The sequence below is a fragment of the Leclercia adecarboxylata genome (assembly GCF_035787115.1).
Taxonomy (GTDB): Bacteria; Pseudomonadota; Gammaproteobacteria; order Enterobacterales; family Enterobacteriaceae; genus Enterobacter; species Enterobacter adecarboxylatus_E.
Genome location: NZ_JALKTL010000001.1, coordinates 892,273 through 914,216, shown reverse-complemented (window position 1 = coordinate 914,216; position 21,944 = coordinate 892,273). Strand labels below are relative to the sequence as shown.

At 52.8% G+C, this 21,944-nt stretch carries 24 protein-coding genes and 4 pseudogenes; 25 read left to right on the top strand and 3 right to left on the bottom strand.

Annotated features, from left to right (window positions below; translation table 11 throughout):
* Positions 1-222 precede the first annotated feature (222 nt).
* Positions 223-636 carry a helix-turn-helix domain-containing protein gene (locus MXM41_RS04365; protein WP_325930092.1) on the bottom strand — a complete coding sequence of 138 codons (414 nt, stop codon included), beginning with the start codon at positions 634-636 and terminating at the stop codon, positions 223-225.
* 114 nt (positions 637-750) lie between these two features.
* On the opposite strand from MXM41_RS04365, the gene MXM41_RS04360 reads away from it, so the two are divergent.
* From MXM41_RS04360 to MXM41_RS04330, 7 genes are all read left to right on the top strand, one after another.
* Positions 751-999 (top strand): transcriptional regulator, encoded by a 249-nt coding sequence (locus tag MXM41_RS04360; RefSeq protein WP_325930090.1) that lies wholly within the window; start codon positions 751-753, stop codon positions 997-999.
* Positions 980-1,549 carry a toxin YdaT family protein gene (locus MXM41_RS04355; protein WP_325930088.1) on the top strand — a complete coding sequence of 190 codons (570 nt, stop codon included), beginning with the start codon at positions 980-982 and terminating at the stop codon, positions 1,547-1,549. Before MXM41_RS04360 ends, MXM41_RS04355 begins: the two co-directional genes overlap by 20 nt.
* An 81-nt stretch (positions 1,550-1,630) precedes the next feature.
* Positions 1,631-2,554, top strand: coding sequence for a replication protein (locus MXM41_RS04350; protein WP_325930854.1), 924 nt, complete (start codon positions 1,631-1,633; stop codon positions 2,552-2,554).
* Positions 2,551-3,303 carry an ATP-binding protein gene (locus MXM41_RS04345; RefSeq protein ID WP_325930087.1) on the top strand — a complete coding sequence of 251 codons (753 nt, stop codon included), beginning with the start codon at positions 2,551-2,553 and terminating at the stop codon, positions 3,301-3,303. Before MXM41_RS04350 ends, MXM41_RS04345 begins: the two co-directional genes overlap by 4 nt.
* A gap of 13 nt (positions 3,304-3,316) precedes the next feature.
* Positions 3,317-3,580 (top strand): DUF977 family protein, encoded by a 264-nt coding sequence (locus MXM41_RS04340; RefSeq protein ID WP_325930086.1) that lies wholly within the window; start codon positions 3,317-3,319, stop codon positions 3,578-3,580.
* A complete protein-coding gene (locus MXM41_RS04335) occupies positions 3,573-4,082 on the top strand; it encodes a hypothetical protein (RefSeq protein WP_325930085.1) in 510 nt (169 codons plus the stop codon). The genes MXM41_RS04340 and MXM41_RS04335 overlap by 8 nt, the downstream gene beginning before the upstream one ends.
* Entirely contained in the window at positions 4,079-4,612 is a 534-nt protein-coding gene (locus tag MXM41_RS04330) for an ead/Ea22-like family protein (protein ID WP_325930083.1), read from the top strand. The genes MXM41_RS04335 and MXM41_RS04330 overlap by 4 nt, the downstream gene beginning before the upstream one ends.
* A gap of 169 nt (positions 4,613-4,781) precedes the next feature.
* On the opposite strand, the gene MXM41_RS04325 is transcribed toward MXM41_RS04330, so the two are convergent.
* Complete coding sequence (locus tag MXM41_RS04325) at positions 4,782-6,482, bottom strand: heparinase II/III domain-containing protein (RefSeq protein WP_325930082.1); 1,701 nt, start codon at positions 6,480-6,482, stop codon at positions 4,782-4,784.
* A 236-nt stretch (positions 6,483-6,718) separates the two neighbouring features.
* Positions 6,719-7,477 (bottom strand): annotated as a pseudogene (locus MXM41_RS04320) (IS5 family transposase).
* A 765-nt stretch (positions 7,478-8,242) separates the two neighbouring features.
* Here MXM41_RS04320 and MXM41_RS04315 point away from each other — a divergent pair.
* The 18 genes and pseudogenes from MXM41_RS04315 to MXM41_RS04230 all read left to right on the top strand — a co-directional run bounded on the left by MXM41_RS04315 (position 8,243) and on the right by MXM41_RS04230 (position 21,936).
* Positions 8,243-8,503, top strand: a complete 261-nt coding sequence (locus MXM41_RS04315) for a hypothetical protein (RefSeq protein WP_325930081.1) — start codon at positions 8,243-8,245, stop codon at positions 8,501-8,503.
* Between the two features lie 82 nt (positions 8,504-8,585).
* The gene (locus MXM41_RS04310; RefSeq protein ID WP_325930080.1) at positions 8,586-9,182 is read left to right on the top strand and encodes a DUF1367 family protein; all 597 of its coding nucleotides are present in this window, start codon (positions 8,586-8,588) and stop codon (positions 9,180-9,182) included.
* A gap of 439 nt (positions 9,183-9,621) precedes the next feature.
* Complete coding sequence (locus MXM41_RS04305; protein ID WP_325930079.1) at positions 9,622-10,224, top strand: hypothetical protein; 603 nt, start codon at positions 9,622-9,624, stop codon at positions 10,222-10,224.
* Positions 10,224-11,093: pseudogene (locus tag MXM41_RS04300) on the top strand (terminase); the annotation flags it as partial. The gene MXM41_RS04305 and the pseudogene MXM41_RS04300, both read left to right, overlap by 1 nt.
* Positions 11,082-12,425, top strand: a pseudogene (locus MXM41_RS04295) (DUF1073 domain-containing protein); the annotation flags it as partial. The pseudogenes MXM41_RS04300 and MXM41_RS04295, both read left to right, overlap by 12 nt.
* Positions 12,352-13,347, top strand: coding sequence for a phage minor head protein (locus tag MXM41_RS04290; protein ID WP_325930078.1), 996 nt, complete (start codon positions 12,352-12,354; stop codon positions 13,345-13,347). The pseudogene MXM41_RS04295 and the gene MXM41_RS04290, both read left to right, overlap by 74 nt.
* Positions 13,348-13,390: 43 nt before the next feature.
* Positions 13,391-13,702, top strand: a complete 312-nt coding sequence (locus MXM41_RS04285) for a hypothetical protein (protein WP_325930076.1) — start codon at positions 13,391-13,393, stop codon at positions 13,700-13,702.
* Between the two features lie 62 nt (positions 13,703-13,764).
* Positions 13,765-15,126, top strand: a complete 1,362-nt coding sequence (locus tag MXM41_RS04280; RefSeq protein WP_325930074.1) for a DUF2213 domain-containing protein — start codon at positions 13,765-13,767, stop codon at positions 15,124-15,126.
* Positions 15,126-15,587 carry a hypothetical protein gene (locus MXM41_RS04275; protein WP_097759321.1) on the top strand — a complete coding sequence of 154 codons (462 nt, stop codon included), beginning with the start codon at positions 15,126-15,128 and terminating at the stop codon, positions 15,585-15,587. Before MXM41_RS04280 ends, MXM41_RS04275 begins: the two co-directional genes overlap by 1 nt.
* Positions 15,584-16,639 carry a major capsid protein gene (locus MXM41_RS04270; protein WP_325930072.1) on the top strand — a complete coding sequence of 352 codons (1,056 nt, stop codon included), beginning with the start codon at positions 15,584-15,586 and terminating at the stop codon, positions 16,637-16,639. Before MXM41_RS04275 ends, MXM41_RS04270 begins: the two co-directional genes overlap by 4 nt.
* Positions 16,640-16,671: 32 nt before the next feature.
* Positions 16,672-17,013, top strand: a complete 342-nt coding sequence (locus tag MXM41_RS04265) for a hypothetical protein (protein ID WP_325930071.1) — start codon at positions 16,672-16,674, stop codon at positions 17,011-17,013.
* Between the two features lie 76 nt (positions 17,014-17,089).
* Positions 17,090-17,476, top strand: coding sequence for a DUF7370 family protein (locus tag MXM41_RS04260; RefSeq protein ID WP_312996491.1), 387 nt, complete (start codon positions 17,090-17,092; stop codon positions 17,474-17,476).
* A complete protein-coding gene (locus tag MXM41_RS04255; RefSeq protein WP_325930067.1) occupies positions 17,473-17,646 on the top strand; it encodes a hypothetical protein in 174 nt (57 codons plus the stop codon). The genes MXM41_RS04260 and MXM41_RS04255 overlap by 4 nt, the downstream gene beginning before the upstream one ends.
* Complete coding sequence (locus MXM41_RS04250; RefSeq protein WP_325930066.1) at positions 17,646-18,002, top strand: hypothetical protein; 357 nt, start codon at positions 17,646-17,648, stop codon at positions 18,000-18,002. Before MXM41_RS04255 ends, MXM41_RS04250 begins: the two co-directional genes overlap by 1 nt.
* A 396-nt stretch (positions 18,003-18,398) precedes the next feature.
* Positions 18,399-18,563, top strand: a pseudogene (locus MXM41_RS04245) (HK97 gp10 family phage protein); the annotation flags it as partial.
* A gap of 59 nt (positions 18,564-18,622) precedes the next feature.
* Positions 18,623-19,093, top strand: coding sequence for a hypothetical protein (locus MXM41_RS04240; RefSeq protein WP_325930065.1), 471 nt, complete (start codon positions 18,623-18,625; stop codon positions 19,091-19,093).
* 13 nt (positions 19,094-19,106) lie between these two features.
* Entirely contained in the window at positions 19,107-19,472 is a 366-nt protein-coding gene (locus MXM41_RS04235) for an NlpC/P60 family protein (RefSeq protein ID WP_325930851.1), read from the top strand.
* A complete protein-coding gene (locus tag MXM41_RS04230) occupies positions 19,459-21,936 on the top strand; it encodes a host specificity factor TipJ family phage tail protein (RefSeq protein WP_325930064.1) in 2,478 nt (825 codons plus the stop codon). Before MXM41_RS04235 ends, MXM41_RS04230 begins: the two co-directional genes overlap by 14 nt.
* Positions 21,937-21,944 lie beyond the last annotated feature (8 nt).

Here is a 21,944-nt window from a genome sequence, read left to right as displayed (position 1 = left end):
ACGGCCTGCTGCTGTGCTGGTTTACGTGCGTAATCAATCATGGTCACCCTCATTTGCCCTTGTCGCCAGGCTGGCGGAACGTTTCTTTAACCTGACAACGCTGCGCGGGTTGTCGATGTAGAAACATTACAAGTTTATCTAGAAGCTGTAAAGGTGATTTATAGAAAAACTTTAAATTGAGGGCGTGAGAAGTGGCGCATGTGTGATTGCGTTAAAGAATTTTTAATTCGAAATGTTTTTGATGATGTCCGCTACATCGCCTTTTAGAAGGTCGAGTTCTCTTAAAACCCCCTTCGCATGAACGATAAGACGATTCTTTTCTGCCTCAGGCATTTGGTTGAATAAAGCCAGTAGCGCCTGCTCTTTGTCATCAAGTGGAGTGGAACGAGCTAATTCTTGCAGCTCTGCTTCAGTTGGCTCCTCTCCAGGAGGAAGAAAGAACCAGTGGCCGGGTTTGCCTGTAGCAGCCGAGAGGCGCTTAAGGCGCTCCCCTCTGGCCGTTGTGTCACCTCTTGACCATTGATGAGTTGCCTGAGGGCTAACCATGACTCTTCTGGCCAGCTCTGAAAGGTTCCAGCCAGTCTGCGTAAGCACTTGGTTAATGCGGAAGGCGAAGTTCTTATTTTCTTCTTTCATGCATTCCATTTTACAAACCTACCTTGAAAACATCACTTCAAGACTTGTTCAAGAAAAACTAGAAATACTTGAAGGTTGTATGTATAGTTTTCCTTGAAACGAAAAGGAGACCATATGACCCCCGAATTAAAGCGCCTGATCTGCACACAGATGAGCCAGACAGATATCGCTATTGCGCTTGGCACTACGCCACAAACCGTGAGCCTCTGGTTGAGTGGGCAAGTGCCTGCGAATCGCGTGATTCCACTATGCAAGGTTCTTGGGTGGAGCATAACGCCACATCAAACTCGTGAAGACATTTATCCAAACCCAACTGATGGGTTGCCTCAGCGGGAGAACAGCCATGCAAACTCGAAACTTTAACCATGGTAGCAGCCTGACGGCGGGGCTGGTGATATCGAAATATCAAGAGCTTCCACGCAAATCATGCAAACTCTCGAACATCCGGGAGGCTGTAAAAGCCTGGAACAAGGCAACGCCGGGTGATGCGCAAAACTACATCTCGCAGCTGGTCGCGAAGGAGTGGATGGCGCGTGGCGGGCGCGGCCTGTTGCTGGCCGGTTCTGTGCACGGCACCAAAGTGAATTTCTTCCGGATGATTAATACGCCCGGACCGAAGTACGACAAATACCTCGAAACTCTTATCCCGGTGATCGTGGACGTTATGGCGCGTGACAACGAGAAGGTGGCGCGTGAGTTCGGTCTGGTCACTGGCAAAACGAATGAAGAGCTGATCGCAGATGCCATCAAAGAATGTGGCGAAGCGCAGCAGGCAAAGTTACTGGGTCAGCCAATCCAGAGACTGGAGAAAGAGGTCCGGGAGGCCGCAGAAGCTTTACTGCGCTTTCTGCCGACGGATTCCCTTGGCCCGGTTCTGGCGAGCCTGGCCGAGATGGCCCCGGGAGTGATGTGATGACAGTTTCTAAAAAGGCGAAAGCCGCGGTGCAGCAACACCAACGGCTTTCAGGTGCAAAAACTGTGCGTAATTGCGGAGATCAGTATGTCAAATACCGCTGAAATATACAAATTCCCCGCGCAGCAGGGAAAACAGGAGAGCCGCATGGCTGAACTGGAGAACGGCTATTTGCGTTTAGCCAACCAGATTCAGGATGCCCTGTGTATCGTCGAGCTATCGGGCCGGGAATTCCGTGTTCTGAATGCCATCGTTCGGCTGACGTATGGCTGGTCGAAAAAATCAGACCGGATCGCCAATAGCCTCATCGCAGACAAAACGACGCTGAAGGTGAAACATGTTTCTGAAGCCGTGCTGAGTCTGGCTTACAGGAACATCATCATCCTGCGCCGGATTGGCCAAACCAGATACATAGGGATTAACACCAACCTGGATAAATGGGCTTACGCCAAGCCGAATTGCATGAAGTGTCCAGCGGCTTTCCCTGCTGCTGAAGTTGTAACATGGGTGATTACCATCCCTGAATCCGGGGATAGCAGTTTTACCACTTCAACCATCCCTGAAAACGGGGATAACCATCCCCAAAAACAGGGAGAGGTATCCCTGAAAACAGGGAACACCAAAGACATTCTTCCAAAGACAAATATAAATACAGATCTAACCCCCTCTAATCCCCCAAGGGGGAAGGTGAAGTTTGATCCGCTGAGCATACCGGTTCCTGAATGGCTGGATGCGTCGTCATGGAGTGAGTGGGTTGCCTATCGCCAGCAGTCCGGCAAACCCATCAAAACCGAGCTGACCGTTACCAAGGCCTTCAGCCTGCTGAAACAGTGCCTGGACGAAGGCCACGATCCGGTAGCTGTAATCAACGCCAGCATCGCCAACGGGTATCAGGGACTGTTCAAGCCGAAATTCGGACTGAGCAGCCGCAATGCGGGCCGGGATGTTAATCACATTTCCCAGCCGGACAAAAAAATTCCAGCGGGTTTCAGGGGGGCAAAATGAAGAGCGTCATCGGAACTGGCAGTGCGCTTGAGCGCCTGAAGAAGTTTATCCCGGCCAGTGTACAGCCGAAATTTAACAGCGTCGAAGAGTGGCAGGCATGGCAGGAAGCTGAGGGCCGTAAGCGTTCTGAGGAGATCGACAAGCAGAATCAGCGTGCACGCTCGGAGAAGATTTTTGGTCGTGCCGGCATCCAGGCTCTGCACCGCAGTTGCTCGTTCGCAAATTACCAAGTGTCGAGCCAGGAGCAACGCCAGGCGTACAGCATGGCCAAGAGCTACGCACAGAACTTTGGTGGCGGCGGATTCGCAAGCTTCGTATTCAGCGGCGCGCCGGGGACCGGAAAGAACCATCTGGCAGCGGCGATCGGTAACTATCTGCTGGCCGCTGGCCACTCCGTTCTGGTGGTGACCATCCCTGACCTGATGCTCCGTGTGCGCGAGTGCTATGACGACGGGCAGTCCGAATCGTCACTGCTGAATGACCTGTGCAACGTCGATCTGCTGGTGCTAGACGAAGTTGGCATCCAGCGCGGCTCCAGCGGTGAAAAGGTGATCATCAATCAGGTTATCGACCGTCGGCTTTCCGGTATGAAGCCGGTGGGCATCCTGAGCAACCTAAATTACGACGAGCTGGTTGCCACTCTCGGGGCGCGAGTCGTTGACCGCCTGCGGATGGACAGTGGCATCTGGGTCAACTTCGACTGGCCAAGCTATCGCGGGAACGTGTCGCACCTGCGGTCCGTGAAGTGAGAGGGAGGGGAGTATGCCAAGACCAAAAACGCATAGAGAGCGCACCCTGTTCATCGCCTGGATTATCGAGCTGGTGAAAAAACATGGCCGCGCCACGACCAAAGATGTCGCTGACATGTTCGGTCTGCATCGTACCACCGCCGAGAAGTACATCCGGGCTGCCATAGAGCAGGGCCAACTTATCCGCCACGGGCGCAGCGGCGTCTTCCGCGACCAGCGGGCAGTTATCGACTTTGACATGGAGCGTTATACGCACCGAGGAGCATCTCATGAGTGATTCACTGAACAACAAAGAGCTGGTGGCTGTTGGTCACCAATTTGCGAAGGCGATGAGCACCGACACGCCGATCATAGATATGGCGAAGATTGTTTCGCGCCTGGCCGAACGTCTGGATTGCACTACTGCGGCACTGCACGCGACGCAAGCCCAGCGCGATCAGCTGGCTGCTGAGAATGCTGGGCTGAAGGCGTTTGGCGACAAACTGAATGAGATGCATAACGACTTAAACGGTGAAGGAACAGGTATTCAGGGACGTGCAGAGGTGGTGTGCCAGCAGGCAGCTCTTGAAGCAGCAATGGAAGAATTTGACGCTATCAAAACCCCGGCCACCGACTCCTTCCTGTCTGAAATGCGGGCCCAAGAATCTAAGCTTGTGTACGAAAGCATTCTTGATAATCCAGCCGTAACTGACATGGAATCGCTTGTTGATTGGCTTGAGCAGAATGCCAATGACTCTATCGCATACTCCGCCCAACTGCGCCAGGAGGCAGCCCAGTGACCATCAACAAACAGGCGCTGCGCATTCCTGAGCGCAAAAAACATAACTGGGGCCAAGCGGTAATGCGCGACTGCGACTTCTGCCAGCAGTGGGCTCTTACAGTTCAGCACTCTGAAGGTGGGTGCATATGCGCCAGTTGCTGCGATTCAGAATATACATCAGCCCTTTCCAGCGCTCTTGTGGTGGCAATAGAACGCGCTGAAGCCGCAGAGAAGCGGATCTCTGAACTTGAGGTGCTGGCGTTCAGTCCAGCAATTCTGGATGTGATATCTGAGAGACAGAGGCAGAGATCCGTTGAGGGCTGGTCGTCTGAGCGTGACGACGCATATCAAAATAGTGAATTGGCGGATGCTGCTGCTTGCTATGCGATTCATGCGCACAATCAGGGTTTTTCCACTCCCGCCCACTGGCCATGGGATCCTGCATGGTGGAAGCAAACCAACCCACGGCGTGATCTGGTAAAGGCCGGGGCGCTTATCCTAGCTGAGATTGAACGAATTGACCGCGCCGCTGGCATCAAGGGGGAGTAGGGATATGGCTGACGTGATTCTCCATAATGCCGACTGCTTCGATATTTACCTGACAATTGCTAATGGTTCTCTCGATCTTGTATGTGCTGACATCCCCTACGGCACTACGCAGTGCCGTAGGGACTCGGTTCTCGACTTGCCTCGTGAAAATAATGAAGCCTGATTTAAATCACTCAATTATCTTCTTGGCGTAGCTCAATAAACGGCCAGTTGTGCTTAGCAAATTGTCCACGCTTCCGCCCTGCGTTATACATGAGGTTATGTTAACCTGAGTTTGTATTCCGTTTATAGTAATTGATATCATATTTAGTTTAGAGTTGTAGTGTAGGTTTTCTATATTTATCTTCGCAGTATCTAGATTTATCGATGTTAGAAACATTGGTTCTTTACCAAAAGATTTGAATTCGATCTGCTTAAGAGGCTCACATGAATTAAATGTTTTGGATACCCACCCTCTAGGTTGTTCTTTGTCGCCATAGAACTGTTGAAATGAATCGACAGCTACATGCTGCACCAATGAAGCAGTTTTTGTTTTAAGTTTTAATTTCATCCCTAGCTTTGATGCGGGATCAGGTAAAATGCTATCGGAAAGATTAAAATTCTGATGGATGCTAATTTCATTTTCAGAAAATGCCAAGTCGAGAATAACGACGACCCCAGCCAGATAAACTATGTGCCTTTCTAGAGAAACATTTTCATAGTTCAAGTTAACCCCTCTGGCATATCTATAATTGCCCCTGTCAAAATATTCCAAAAAAGCTCTATCGCTCACCGATGGTATATATGACGAATTATTAACAAATAGAGTGCTATGGGCTTTAGGTGAAATAAAATATCTTCTTAAAGGATTGCGTGAATCATAGTTATACTTGCCTGAGTCAATAAAGATGTCTGTATTATCGTAAAACAACTCAAGTGACAAATCATCACAGTGCTTATGATGGATGTTCCTGCATCCTGATTTGAAAAATAGATAAAGGCCTTTATCAAAATCGTTTTTTATGATTAGCTTACCTGATTCAGAATCAAAAAAAACTCCACTCTTATCTGAATCTGACGCGTTAGGTTTTAATTGTTCAGTGTCACCTTCGAGAGGGAAGTTGCCATCTGGTTTAGTTAAAAAGGATGCATATATTTTCCCCTCTGAGATTATTGTATATTTTAATTCTGAAATTTCTTTCATCAAAAAAGGGTTAACCACAATATCATGAGACTCAATAAATCTAATCAGCTTATTGAATAGTGAAGTCACGAAAAAATGATAAAACACTGAGTTTTCTAAATGAACTCCTTTTTTGGAAAAGACATTTTTAAAATTATTTACAACTCTTTCAATGGCCCTTTCCGTATATTCTATTTTATTAAAATGTTGGCCCAGTTGAATGAGGGCTTGATCTTGCATGATGCCATGATTTCCTCGACTATTATAGTTGGAATTATCGTAGAGCCAATCAGCATGCTTGAGCAGTATACGTTCAATGAGTTCGATATCATCATCACTAATAAGAGATGAGCATTCCCTGAGAAAATAAGTAAGCTTCAATGACCTACTTGCAACAGTGTGGTCATACCATAAATATTGGTGAGAGGAATTGTTAGAAAAATGATGCCATTCGTTAATGAAATATAAAGCCTTTGATATATAAAGTATTTCCTTGGTAATCGAGAAGGCATCTGTTAGGATGGATACCATCCTAAGTCCGTGCACATATGCGCTGTGTGACTGAGTAGGGTATTCATAATCTAAACCTTCAAATTTGATTGCTTGCAAATTCCCCATCAATCTGAATTCTTTATCATGTAATATGGCATCTGCTTCTATTAGAGTGTTTTTATCTATGGTGGTTCTTGTGAAATAATATTTACTCATGTTTATGAATGCTCATGTAAAAATATGCTATGGAAAAACTTATGGAAAGTGGGAATAAGTGGATAATTCCTTCCCTATTAGTTTGGTTCGGGAGTAATGGGTTAGCATGTGAGGGCGGGATACTATTCCCTTTCATGGAAAAAATGGCCCGATCTACTTAATGGACGCTTTCTCCGCGACTTGATTGCTCCGTTCATATCCTATGCCGAATGCCGGTTGTAGTCTAGGGGCTGTCGTCATAAAATGGCAGCCCATAATATGGCGCAACGGATCTGCACTATTGCGACAAATGAGGGTGTGTTCTTGGCATATCTGGTGGCACTCCCTCGCCATTGGTTCAGGTGGAGAAAGGCATTCGCCACCAGACGCCTTGCTTTAAAAATTTCCCTGTCATGTGCTCGCGACTCCTTGCGCTTGAACGGGATCACAGCCAACATCCCCAACGAGACCGCCTGTGCGACCAGCGCATTGGTGTCATACCCTCTGTCGGCCAGCAAATACGCGGCTTTATGGCCCTCGATCAGGGCTGATTCCTGGCTACAACCTGCGGTTGTTCCCGAGGTCTCGAGGCATTTGATTGCCATGCCATGCGCATCCACGGTCAAATTGATCTTGCTGTTGAGTCCCCTTGGTGAGCCCCATGTCCTGATTGCCACCCACCTCCCAGCAGGCATGGGGATGTACCTTGATATGGCTGGCATTGATCATCAACCACTCAAAATCAGGATCTTTTATCAGTCGCTCTTGAAGACGAGCCCAGGTCCCTTTATCACGCCAACGGAAAAAAAGGCGGTGAGTATTTTTCCAGTCACCATAGTCAGGTGGCAGGTCTTGCCATGGCGCGCCGGTGCGAAAGATCCAAAAAAAGCAAAGATAAATAGCCGGTTATCGCGAGCATCCCGGCCCCAATCACCTTTTTTGCCCAGTAGATGAGGGACAAGCAGTTGCCATACATGGTCGGAGATATCGTGGAGGCGATCGGCAGGAATGGTCATGGTGTCGTTGGCTGCGGTTGTGAGGGAAAGGGATTGTACTCAAATCAACTGGCTCATAACGACAGGCCCTAGCTGAAATTACGAAAATTGATGGATGGAGGATGGCAACGTCATTCCAGCGCATATGCGTTTTATGGTGTTTCGGGGTGCTCTTCGTAATGACTTATTTCTTTTTCGCCGAGGGATACCTAGCTCTTATCCCAAGAGATGCGATTCTCAGCTCCGTTGCAGCGTAACGAAAGGCCTCTCCGGAGGCCTTTTTCTCGCCTGAATAACCACTCTGGCAAACATGATCGATAAAGCCGATCGATATCATCAAATTGATCTATGAAAGTGATTAATAAGTGTTCATATAGGGGCAACAATCTGCCAACCCCAAAGATTTTTTGCACGGCTTAGGATTTCGTTTAGAGCGCTCGCGTCGCGAAAAGTCAGGTCGCGTATCCCCGCGAAAGACGACTAATCAACCAGTTAACCTCACCACTTTAAACCCGTTTAAGTGTTAAAAGTAACGCTTAGTTTTTAACGGCAGGTAGAAATAATATTTATTTAAATCAACCGGATAAATGCTATTGCATGCAGCGATGTTTTTTGTGCATACTTGAGCAAACGAAATAACACTGTAAATGCATACAGTTTTTGCGTGCTAAGATATGTGGAACGGAAAGAGAAAACGGCTACTGAAATTTATTTGTTTTTAAGCCCTTAACAAACAGATCGACTTTGCTATCGTGCCTAATGTGCAGTGCCAGGTGGCGGCTGCTGATGAATAAATTTCTGGCTTATCTGTGGGGAATGAAGGGGGTTGATGTGTCTCAAGCTAGTGCAGAGGGAAGTGATATTTACAAGATTGTGCGGGGTTCCGAAGAGGTGCCTTTCTGCACGTTCAAACTTCGCCCTGGGGATCGCGTGCTGTTAAGCGCTGACGGTGTAGGAGTCGGGCATAAGCACCTCCGGGCGGACGAAAGGGTTGTATCACGTGACACGCTTGTCGAGATGGTAAGAGAGATATCAGCCAACAATTGACCTTTGCAATGAGCGAGTAGCATAATTCACTAATCGGCCTGAACAACCGGTAACCTGACCACGATGCGCCACGGAGAAACCCATGGCGCAGTTACAACTCATCAAGAACTCTGCAGGAACCCTGATCCCCGCATCGCCGGAGACCAGCGATTTTCTGCATTCAAAATGTAAGCTCGGCGCCGTGCTGGTGGCCGACTTCAAACAGGTCCGTAACCCGGCCTTCCATCGTCGCTTCTTCGCTCTGCTGAATCTGGGCTTCGAATACTGGGAGCCAACCGGCGGCGCTATCTCATCCAACGAACGCAAGTTGGTGACTGGCTATGCCAAATACCTGACATCGTTCGGCGGGAGTGAAACCGCGCTGCTGGATGCTGCTGAGCAATACCTCGAACGTATCGCCGACAAGCGCACTGGCAGCATCAGCGCCTGCAAATCCTTCGACGCATATCGCGCCTGGGTCACCATCGAATCCGGGCATTACGACGCCATCCAGCTGCCTGACGGCACCCTCCGGAAACATCCCCGCAGTATCGCCTTCGCCAATATGGACGAGACCGAGTTTCAGCAGCTCTACAAAGCCGCGCTCGATGTTCTGTGGCGTTGGATATTATCGCGTGCATTCCGGGACCAGCGCGAGGCTGAGAACGCCGCCGCGCAGCTGCTGAGCTTCGGGGGATAACCAGATGGCGAAATCATGGTTCCACTACACCGAATGCACAACCGAGCAGGCCGATGAGCTTCAGCGGCAATAGTGGGCCTTAATTCCTTAACGATGATTCTGGTGAGTTACCTCCATTGCTTACCTTTCTCACTCAAGTGTCCATTCAAATCAACACGCTTTGGCAAGGCGAGAATGGCTCCTCATAAGTCGGCCATAATTACGAGGCGCTAAAAGTCCAACACGTTGGACAGGCTGAAAATCCCTAAGGAAATATGGCTGACGCGATTAGCATGCCAGCAATGGACATAGGCATATGAATAGAGAGGAACTGCCCCATAACAATGGGTGGAACATACGTAACGACCCGCTTTCCCGGCTGTCTCCTGTAGGAGACAAAGGCAACCTTTCTAAGGGATAAAACGCAGATAAGCCCTACAGGGGCTAAAAGGAATTGAGTATGAGCAAACCGGACTGGGAGGCTATCGAATCGGCTTACCGGGCCGGTGTGATGTCCCTCCGCGAAATTGCTTCTCAGCACGGCATCAGTGAAGGCGCTATCCGTAAGAGAGCCAAGCGTGATGAATGGTCACGTGACCTCAACGCGAAGGTGAAAGAACGCGCCGACGATCTGGTACGCAAAGCAGAGGTACGCAAACAGGTACGCAGCGAAACAGCTTTATCGGAGCGCGTACTGATAGAGGCCACTGCTGAGGTTATTGCCACGGTACGCATGGAGCATAGGGGTGATATCCGCCGGGCGAGGACGCTGGCGAACGCGCTGTTTGATGAGCTTGAGGCTGAGTGCGCAGACGTTGAGGCGCTGCGTACATTGGGCCAGATGATGCTGGATCCCGACGAGAACGGGCGTGACCGGCTGAACGAGCTTTACCATGCCATCATCAGCATGCCGGATCGCGTGAAGTCGATGAAGGCCCTGAGCGAGACGTTGAAGAACCTCATTGGCCTTGAGCGGCAGGCCTACAGCATGGACGAAGGCGAAAAAGATAAGGTCGTTGACGCACTGTCTGACCTGATGGATTCGCTCTCTCAGGGGGCGTAATGAAACCTGAGCATCTCAGGCTGCTGGCTGATAAAGACTGGCGGCTAAACAATCTCTACTGGATCACCGACAAAGAGGGTAAGCCCACGCGCTTCCGGATGACGCCTGAGCAGCGGGAATACTTCGAGGGGATCCACACCCGCAACATCATTCTGAAAGCCCGGCAGCTCGGCTTCACGACCGAGGTTTGTATCATCCAGCTGGATGCTGCCCTGTTCGAGTCAGCCAAATGCGCGCTGATCGCCCACACGCTGAACGACGCCAAACGTCTGTTCCGCGAAAAGGTGAAGTATGCGTACGACAAGCTGCCCAAAGAAATCAGAGCGGCGAACCCGGCGAGTAACGACTCTTCTGGCGAGCTGGTATTTAAGAAGGGCGGTTCGCTCTACGTGAGCACGTCGTTTCGTGGCGGTACACTGCGCTATCTGCACGTTTCCGAGTTCGGTAAGATATGCGCCAAGTATCCGGACAAAGCCCGTGAGATCGTCACTGGTGCGTTTGAAGCGGTATCGACCGGATGCTTCGCCACCATCGAGAGCACGGCAGAGGGCCGGGCTGGTTACTTCTTCGATTACTGCCAGACGGCAGAAAAAGCGTTGCTGCAGGGTAAACCGCTTTCCGCGCTGGACTGGAAGTTTTTCTTCTTCTCCTGGTGGAAGAATCCGCAGTACGCAATCGACCCGGTAGAGCCGCTGCCTCAGCGTCTGGTTGATTACTTCGATGAGATGGAGGCGAAGCACGGCGTTATCGTAAACGACCGCCAGAAGGCCTGGTACTACGCTAAAGAGAAAACGCTTGGCGATGACATGAAGCGCGAGTATCCAACTATCCCGGCCGAGGCGTTCCAGCAGTCGGTGGAGGGCGCGTACCCGCGCACGATCACCTTCAACGACTTCTACAGCATGTACCGACGCAATGCCGCCGGATTCGCTGTGGTGCATCGCTTACTTGATGGTTGCTGGCAAGATTATCCGGTTATCGTCGATGGTGACGAGACACGGGAGTCGAAACAGACCAACGCCTGGGAAAAGAGCGTCACCAAGTTCATGAAGAAGTGGTGGTCGAAGGTGAAGGATGTCGATCGCCGAAATATGGTGGGGCGTTACTCCGCACTTCTGCTGCAGGTGAAAGACAATAAGCCATGGAGCGAGCCAGTAGATATCAGGCTGGTTAAGTCTTTAGGCGAATCTGCTCTGGTGAAGCTTATCCCGGTGTGGGAGCCGCAGCTAACTGTGGCTGACTGGGATAACGATCGACAGTCACCAACGTTCGGGCAGCCGAAGATGTTCAACTTCAACGAGCAACCTGTTGGTGATGAGCAGTTTGTCGGACCGATGCGCGGAGAGCCAGTACACCCGAGCCGCGTTATTCTGTTCTGTGAAGGCTCCGAAGACGACAATGTACTGTCAGGCATCCCATTGCTTGAGGCTGGCTACAACAAAGGCCTCGACCTTGAGAAGGTGTCCGGTGGTGGCGCTGAGGGCTTCCTGAAGAACGCCAGTCGACAAATTGCCGTTGAGTTCAGCAAAGAAACCGACATGGTTACGCTGGCAGACCAGGCCAAGAAGGCTGGCTATGCCGACCTCGGCGAGGCCATGGGCGATAAGGTCAACAAGCTGAACCGCGGCACCGACGCGGCTGCCGTAATGCAGGCCGGGCAGATGCATGTCCTGAGCGTAACACCAGGCGACCCGGGCCCGACGTGGGAGGTCACTGCTAACGAGCTGGCCGCCTCCGTGCAAATACCGTTCACCATCCTGTTCGGTCAGCAGACCGGGCGGCTGGCGAGCGATGAGGACAAAACGGACTGGGCGATTCGTCGCAACACGCGGCGCAACGGCTTCCTTACCGACCGCATCACCGCTCTGCTGGAGCGCTTCTGGACGCTGGGCATCATTGACCCGCCTACAAAAGGCGAAGTGACCATCCAATGGACAGACCTGCTGGCTCCGGGTGAGAAAGAGAAAATCGAGAACATGTCCAAACTGGCCGATGTAGTCCAGAAAACCACGGGCATGTATGGCGGTGAGGCGCCGGTGACTATCAACGAACTGCGGCAGGTGATCGGGCTTGAGCCCTTGCCTACGCCCAAAGAGCCGCCGAACCCGGACGATAAGGTGACAACCGATGATCCACTGGCCGATGACACCCGAACAGAAGGAGAAGGTGGGCCTGCCGATAGTTCCGCGCAGCAAGATTGACCCGACGCGCTCGGCAAAGCAGGTCACCGCGATGTTCCGGGATATCGAGGACCGGTATTACGCGATTAAGTCAGCCCTGAAAGCCCTGTTCGACCAGCGAATGACCGGGCGAGAGCGAGAGGTTAACAGCCACAGCTGGCATTTCCTCTGTCACGTCAACGGCGACGATCAGAGACTCTACCAGGTAAACGCCGGGAAGTTCATCTACGACATGACCCCGCAGGAACTGGCGGAGCTGATCGAGGCGGTGCAGGGCATCCTGGATGACTACCTGCTGGACGGTGGACAGAACAATCAATGGGCGATGGGGTACATCGTTGCTGAGGCGCAGCGCGGTACGCTGGAAGCGTTCAACAACCTATCGCAGCAGTCGCAGGTATACGCCAGCCAGACGACGCTACAGGAGCTTTTAAGCAGCCCCGGTTATCAAAACCAGATCGCTTCCGCCAGGCTGACAACGTTCAGCGACTGGAAGGCGATCAGCGATGCTGCCCGGGCAGACCTGACAAGCATCATCACCGATGCGGTTGCGCGCGGGGTTAATCCGCGGGAAACGGCCAGCGTCATCAGTAAGCGCCTGGACGTGTCGATGAGCCGGGCCAAGTCCATCGCCCAGACCGAGCAGGTCGGCGCGCTGCGCCAGGCTCAGTGGAACGAAACGGATTGGGCTGCTGACCGGCTGGGGCTGAATACTGGCCTGCTATGGCTGTCAGCGCTCAAGCCAACAACGCGCAGCTGGCACGCCAGCCGTCACGGCAGGGTCTACACCACCGAAGAGGTGCGTGACTTCTACGCCGTGAACGGGAACCGGTACAACTGCTACTGCAGCCAGATCCCGGTGTTGCTTAACGACGACGGCAGCATATTCAACGAAGGGCTGGCGGATAAGCTGGCGAAAGAGAGGAAGGATTGGCAGCCATAGCTTCCTACTGTAATCTCCAGGTTATTGCTCGCTTGGAGGTTTTATGGATACAGTCACAATTGGTCAGAGAATTTATAATGTTCTCTGGAATGCCAATGCCAGGAATCATGACCGCCCGACATGGGTAAATCTTGATGAACTGATGTTGGAAATAAATACGAATGTCAAAAACGAGTTGGCTGAAGAAGATGTAATTGGCTTAATTCTAAACGACCCTTTTCGACAAAGGGACTTTCACGGCGAAATTAGAGAAGAATGTCATCTTTTCGAAACGCAATTTTCTGAGAGCGTTTTAGTCGCGGTGAGAATCACTGACATACCATACAGAAACCCTGAGCAATGGGGGTTGAGTTAACTTAGAAAAGGTCGCTACGGCGGCCTTTTTTATTGCCTGAAATCCACCAAAGAGGACGCAACGTGAAGCTATCCAGCATCCACGTTAAATCCCTCGCCATCAACGCCTCCAACATCTCAACGACTACCATCAACGGCCAGGAACACTACGTCATTCGTGGTGCGGTCCCGATCGTCGATGACATTGTGATGAATGGCGGCCTGTACCCGGCGGAGGAGATTAACAACAGCTACCAGACGATGGAAGGCAAGCTGATGCCGCTGCCGCACCCGATGGTAGATGGCAAGTATGTCAGCGCCAACGACCCGCGCGCCATCAACGCTTATCACGTTGGTGCCTGGGCGCAAAACGTCAGCAAATCCGGCGATCAGGTCGTCATGGACGTTTACATCAACAAAGCTGTTGCTGAGACGAAGCCTGATGGCAAGCGCCTGATTAACCGCCTCGACGAGATGATCGCCGGCACCAACACCGACCCGATTCACCTCTCAACCGGGCTACTCACCAACAAAGAGAAGAAGTCGGGCGAGTCGAAGGAGAAAAAGTACACCTGGATCGCCCGCAACATGCAGTTCGACCACATCGCCATCCTGCTGGATGAGCCGGGGGCCGGAACGCCGGAAGAGGGCGTTGGCATGTTCGTGAACGCTGACGGGCAGGAGGGCGAGGTCGAAACCGCCAGCCTCATCGATGCGGCGAACAGCCTAAAAAACGGACTACTGAACAAGGTGAAGCTCTTCCTCACCCACAACTCCGACGCCTCATTCGACGAAATCTACCAGATGCTGCGTGAGGCTATCCGCGCGCCGTCAGGCAGTGATGTTTATCGCTATGTGGTGACCGTCTGGCCGGACAAATTCATCTACGAAGAGGGATCGAAACTCTTCCAGCAGAAATACCTCATCGATGACAACGCGGTAACGCTGGTCGGTGAGCCCATCGAAGTCGTGCGCAAACCCACTGAGTATGAAGTCAAAACCAACGGAGAACAAAACCCGATGAAACAGAAGATGATCGCCGCGCTCAATGCCGCAGGCGTAACAACCGAGGGGCTGACCGACGATCAGGTCTGGGATGCCTACAACCAGCAGATGCAGAAGAAAGCCGGTGGCGGCGACCCGGCGGGTAATCAGGTGAATACTGATGCAATCACCGCAGCGGTTAACGCTGCACTCACTCCGCTGACCGACAAGCTCAGCCACCTGGAAACTCAGCTGCAGGCCAATGCGGAGAAAGACACCGCCGAGAAGCGTCAGGCAGTGAAAGCCAAGTTCCCGTTCATGACCGAAGCGGCGATCAACTCTCTGGCCCCCGAAGCGCTGAACGATATGTTCTCACAATGCCAGACCAGCACCGGGCTGAACCCTGCATTCCAGGGTAACGGTGCACAAAGCGAAATCCTTACCATGGAGGCACCTGAATAATGGCACTCGCTCCTCGTTTCCATACCGTAATCGCGGGCCCGGCCCGCAAGAATGACCCACAGGTCATTGAGGCGCTCTGCAAGGTAGCCATCCTCCCGGGTTCACTCGTTGAACTTGACGCTACCGGGCAGTGGATTTACCACGCAACGGCAGGCGGCACTGGCGTTCCACTGACTATGCAGCACAACTATATCGGCGGTGGTGATATCCGTGATGCAGTGCCAGCAGGTGATACAGGCGCGGCCATCATGTGCGAAGACGATGTCGACTACCACATGCGAGTTAAAGCTGGGCAAGTGCTGCTGGAGAACGAAGGTCTTATCTCCAACGGTGACGGCACCCTGGCGAAGTCGACCACCCCGGACACTGACCACATCCTCTTCTACTCACGCGAGAAAATCACTGTCGGCGCAGAAGCGCAGCTTGTGAAAGTTCGCAAATCAGGGAAAGCAACCGCATGAGCATGATCGTTTTCAACAAAAAGCTGGTTACCGAATACAACCAGGTTAAGCAGGCATGGAATCAGCTGCTGATGCAGCGCCAGGCCTTCAACATCAATCAGAACACCATTTCCGCTCAGTACGGCGGCGCGGTTGAAGTTAACCAGGCTGCGCTGATTTCCAAAGACTACTGGCGCGAAGTGGACAACATCACCACTCGTGTTTTCCGCAATGACGAAGGTAACGGTCTGCTGGATGACCTGCTGGGGCTCGGTACACCGATTTCTATCGGTAAAACTGCCGCGCTCTATCGCGTTTCCAGCGACGCCGGCAAGGTGCATCGCACCCTGACTGGCCATGTGCCGGAAGAACTGGATAAAGTCATCTACGACGAAGCTGGCGACCCGATCCCTATCTTCAACACCGGCTACAGCCGTGAATGGCGTGAGTGGAACGGCATGCAGTCCGAAAACCTCGACGCGATGGCCGACGACCAGGAAGCGCACGTTGCGGCCATCCGCGAAGACATGGCTGACTACATGCTGTCAGGTGACGCGAAAGTGAAGGTGAAGGGCTACGTCGGCGCAGGTATCACCAACCACGCCAACACCAATCAGGTGGATCTGAGCGTGTCCGGTCTGAATATCGACCTGACCACCGCCAACCCTGACGAGATGGTCGCGTTCTTCACCGGCCCGTTCGCGAAGCTCCTGGACGATAACTACGTGCAGGAAAAGGTGAAGGTGTGGGTATCGCCTGACATCATGCGCAACATGAGCAAACCGTATTCCTCCGCTGCCGGCTTCAAAGAAGGTACCGTGCTGGAGTACATCCTGCGCTACGGCCGCATCGAGTCTGTTAACCAGACCTTTAAGCTGACCGGTAACCACTTCATCGCGTACGTGCGCAATTCGCAGTACATCAAGACGCGCATCGCCGCGCCGGTGGGTACCTTCATGATCCCGCGCCAGAATCCGTTCGACAACTACAACACTCTGGTGTGGAGTGCAGTCGGTCTGCAGATTAAGCGCGATTTCAACGGTCGCTCAAAAGTGTTCAACGCGCAGGGTTAAGGGGCTTCGGCCCCTTTTCTTCAGGAGAGAACATGCAAAAGTTAAGAATCGAAAAACCGGGCTGTTGGGGCGCTATCGATGGCGTATTCCAGCAACTGCCTGTAGGCCATGAGTTCATCGCGGCATCCGTCCCGCCAGCGTTCGCAGGCCGGGTGTCAGTGGTCAGTGAAATCGGTGAGCAGGAGCTTGAAGTCGCCACGCCAGGCGGGAATTATGCTGAACAGCCTGAACAGCCTGAACAGCCTGAACAGCCTGAACAGCCTGAACAGCCTGAACAGCCTGAACAGCCTGAACAGCCTGAACAGCCTGAACAGCCTGAACAGCCTGAACAGCCTGAACAGCCTGGCACCTCCAGCAAGAAGAAGGGCAAATAACCATGGGGCTTCGTGAGTTCGATAACCCGTCCAAATCCCGCGATGAACTGGATGAGCAAACCAAAGGTAATTAACCATGGCCATAGTGCAGATAACAGCGGCGCAGGTTAAACAGCAGTTATCTGCGCTCGGCTATACCACCGTTCCTGACTTCATGATCGACGCCTACCTCTGCAAGCTGGCGAAGATTGAGCCCTGCCTGATAGGTGCCGGGTACGACGAATGTGACCTGATGCTCATCCAGTCCTACGCCGTCACGCTGATGGTGCTGACTGCGTTTACCCAGCGCATAAAATCACAGGGCGCTCCGTCGGGTGCTTCTCGCTCGTTCGACTACAGCGACAACGTGCTCAACATGCGTGATGCTCTGCTGGCACTGGATACGTCTGGCTGTACGTCAGGACTGCCCATTGATGTCGGCCAGAAGGTTGGCCTATTTATGGTCGTCGGGGGTTGCGGATGACTTGGACACCTGTGAGCGTCCGCCTGCCGCGTTCATTCACCCGTGTCTGGGTGCTGACCAATACCGGGCGGGAGACTACCGGCTACGTTAAATCGGACGGGGAATGGTTCATCAACTGCCCGCGAATTCGCGCTACGGGCGCGGTGGTACTGCGCTGGAGGGAGGGCTGATGTCATCAGTTGCAAACTGGTCCTACACCGCCAAGGCCACCATCTGGCGCAAGGGTGCAGGCGGCAGGGACGAGAACGGCGACCCCATAAACGGCTATGACGCGCCGGTAGTCATCATGGTCGATTATGAGGGCGGGCTATCAAAGCGCATTGGTAACCTGGGCACTGAAATCATCGTGAAGAACACCGTCTGGACGGAGTACGCCCTGGCAGACGCTGGTGATTACCTGCTGATTGGCGAATCTACCGACGCCGATCCGGTTGCTGCTGGCGCTGATGAGGTACGACAGGTCATCCGCTACGCCGACACGTTCGAGCGAGTGGCTGACGATTTCGCCATCCTGACGGGAATCTGATAAACCTGTGTAATAATGGACCAAAATATCAATGGGATGACAGGTAATGGGGTTTCAGTACTGGTTCACGGTATGCGCGGTCTTTTTAGTTGGTCCAATCTCCCTGGTCCAATCATTTGTATACTGTCGTAGGGGCGTTTATACCAAAACATTCAAAGGAACGAGCCGAAAAGAGTACATTCACGTTGATGAAAAACCTATTGAATTCTGGTTCAGCATTATCTTTCACATGGTAATGGGCATGGCGATGATTATTTTAGGTTTCTGGCTCCTAGAGGACATCCCCGTGGTTAATCATTGGTACGCTGAAATCCGCGCAATGCTCCCTTTTTGATTCACCTATTGAATGTTACCAAACCTCGCAAATGCGGGGTTTTTTATTGCCAGGAGAAAAACATGGGCATCAAAGTGCGTGGCGTTAAGCAATCGAAAGCCGGGTTAAATCGCATCATCAACGATGTAAAAGGGCGAAAGGTTGTCCGGGCGCTACAATCAGCAATGATAATCGGCAGCTCACAGGCCGCGCTTTACACGCCTATCGACACCTCAACGCTGTTGAATATCGTCGTTACCGGATACCCGGACGGTCGGGATCCGGAGAGTCTGCCGAGGGTTCCCTGATGCCGTCATATAGAGAATATCGTCAACAGCGCCCGACGCGCGGCCTGTACGACACCATTACGTTCTATCACCCCTCGTTTGGCTATGTTCGCCTGGTGAATAAGCAGTTCTTCGAAAAGACACTTGGCGGCCAGGTGTACACGCCAGCACGCTTCGAAATCGAAGAGAGCCAGCAAAGCGGTACGCCGGTGATCGACGCGACGGTGAAGTTGGGGCGGTTATCGACGGACGTTAAGGCGCTGATGAAGCAGTGGAAAGGCGCCGCCCGGCTGACGGCCATCACCGCCACACGGCAGATATTCGACAGTGTTGATGTATCGGCCCCGATTAAATCATGGCAGCTGTACGTGAAAACCGTCGATATCGACACGGACAGCGCCTCGATCACCTTATCCATGACGAACCCGCTGAATAACAATATCGGAAGGCTATATGACCCCGTCGAATACACCGGCCTGCAGTACCTCTGATTTCATCAAGCAGATGATCGGCGTACCCTGGTCTAACCGGGCCTGCTCTTTAGACAGGGTCGATTGCTGGGGTCTGGTGGTGCTGTATTACCGCCATGTCCTCGGTACCGAACTGCACCAGACGCCGGACTACGAAGCCGGGGCTGACTTCTTCACCTGCTATCAGGGTGATGTGACGTTCTGGCGGTCGGTAGATAAGCCGGTGGAGGGAGGGATTTTCGTCGGCTATCAGGGGGCGCAGCCTGCGCATGTCGGCCTGGTACTGAACCGCCAGGCGCTGCACGCTCGGGGAGAGGGTGGCAGTGTGCGCATGGACTCGTTGCTGGTTATCCAGCGTGCATTCACCAGAGTGGAGTATTTCGAATATGGCTCTGATTGAGCTGCAGCGTTTCCCAGGAACGCCAAAAGAACGATACAGGGTGCCAAGCGGCACCCTTTTTTATGCCTGGCTTACAGAGAATGACAGCAACCTGCATCGGGATCTGCTCATCGTACGCAACGGCGTTACGCTCGGTGATGACGATGAGCTGGATTTCGAACTGAGCGAGCTGGACGTTATCCAGCTTTTCGACCAGCCAAAGGGCATTATCGGCGACATCCTGAGCCCGATCTTCAAAGTAGTAGGTCAGGTGTTTTCTTTCCTGGCGCCGAAGCCGGCCATCGCGAATACCGGCGGCAACACCGTTGATTCACCGAACAACAGCCTGACAGGGCAGACCAACACAGCCCGCGTTTACAAGGCGAAGCCGGACATTTACGGCCAGGTGCGTTCGTTCCCGGATCTGATTCAGGAATCGGTATTCGAGTACATCAGGCAGGATGATTTTGACGGCGGCCTGAAATACGTCACCGAGTGGATGTGCGTCGGCATCGGCCGCTATAGCTACGAGTCAGTGCGCTATTCAGAATCAAGCTTGGGCTCGCTGGCTGGCGCGGAATATCAGTTCTATCAACCGGGTGAAGTCATCCCGCAAATTGTCGAGGGATATGGCTTTGACGATGTGGATGGACAGGAAGTCCCGGGCCAGAACGATGCTGACGACTTCCCGGTCGAAACGGCTACCGCCAATACTATCGTGAGCGGCACGTATTCAGGTGGACAGATAGCCATGCAGATCCTGAAGCAGGCAGAATTCGACTACTTCATGGATTTGGTACTTCCACACGCTGTAACGTTTACTATCAACGTGACCTACGCTACAGCTTCTGGCAGCGTGACAAAAGATGTGCCGTTCTCCGGTACGTTGATCTCGGCGGTAGAAACCAATGACGGCGCGGTAGTAGACCCGGTCACCTGGTATACGTTCACCATGAGTGATTTGCAGGGACCTTCTGACGTGCCAGCGACGGCGACAATCAACACGACCACTTTTATCCTGAATGACAATGAGGCGTTGATAGTCGGCCCGTTCTTCTCCCCGGTGGAGTCCACTGAGCTGTGGCTGCATACCCAGTCCAGCCTGGGAGGGAATAAACAAACCAACTGGAAAGTGGTCATCTGGAAAATCGACGACGATTACAACCAGATCCCGGGCACCACGGAGACGTTCACCTATTACCAGGGCACGCCGCATGACCATACCAGTGAGGTATTCTACCGCACCGACAAACTTACACCTGCTGCCGGTTTCGGGAAGTATGCGATCAGCTTCCAGCGTACCGACAACGCCAGTGACGCATCGGTGCTGAAGGTGGAGGAAATTCACGCTATCAACATCCGCACGAACGTGGTTCATCCGACCGACACCTTAGTGCGCGTGAAGGTGAGGGCGACCGAGAACGCCCTGGGCAGCCGGGAACGCAAATACAACGCGCTGGTCACGCGCCACACGATCACCTATGACCTGGCGACGCAGGCGGTGGATTACACGCTGCGGCCGTCGCGCTCATTCGCCGATGCGGTGGCCCATACCTGGCTCGTTATGGGCGCGCAGCCGGAAAGCAATATTGACCTGTACGGCCTGTATGCGATCGCCGAAGGCCTGGCGGATGACCGACTTGGTCAGTTCGATTACACCTTTGATGACGAGAACGACTCGCTTGGTGACCGGGTGCGTGCCATCTGTAATGCCGCGTCGGTCATGGCGTACTGGGATGACGGCGTGCTGACGTTTACCCGCGATCAGAAGGTCGATTACCCGGCAGCAGTATTCAACCGGGCCAACATGAAAACGGACGAGTACAAAATCACGTACGAGGCCACTTTGCCTGGCGGCTATGACGGCGTGCAGGTGTCGTATGTTCATCCGACCACGAACAACAAGACCTACATCAATTACCGGGTACTGAACGGGGTGATAGTCGAGCAGGAGGCAGAGAACCCCAACAAACTGGAGATCGTCGGCTTCCGTAACGAGTACCAGGCGCGTGAGCGCGCGCTGAGGGAAACAAGGCGCCTGATGTATTCCCGCGTCAGGATGAATGCCCGGGTGTTTGAAGACGGGATCATCCAGGTCGGCAGTGTTATCCAGATGTCGGACATCTACGACAGCAACCAGCAGCAGGGATACATCACCGGGCGCGCCGGTAACAATTTCGATACCAGCGAGCCGATCAACTTTTCCGGAGCGATGTATGTGCTGGTCACCGACAGCCTGGGCAATCCTACATTGCGTTACCCGGCAACGACGCGCAGCGACACGCCTTACGGCTTCTCTGCGGCAATACCTGCGATCCAGCTCAACATCTGGAATGGCGACACCGTACAGCTCCCGTCGCGCTACCTGATCGCCACGGTAGAAGAGCTGGACAGCCAGCTGTGGACCGTCAACAGCATCAAACCTAACAGCGATAACACGGTATCCCTGACCGTCTCTGAGTACAGCGACAGCGTCTACCAGTAATACCCATT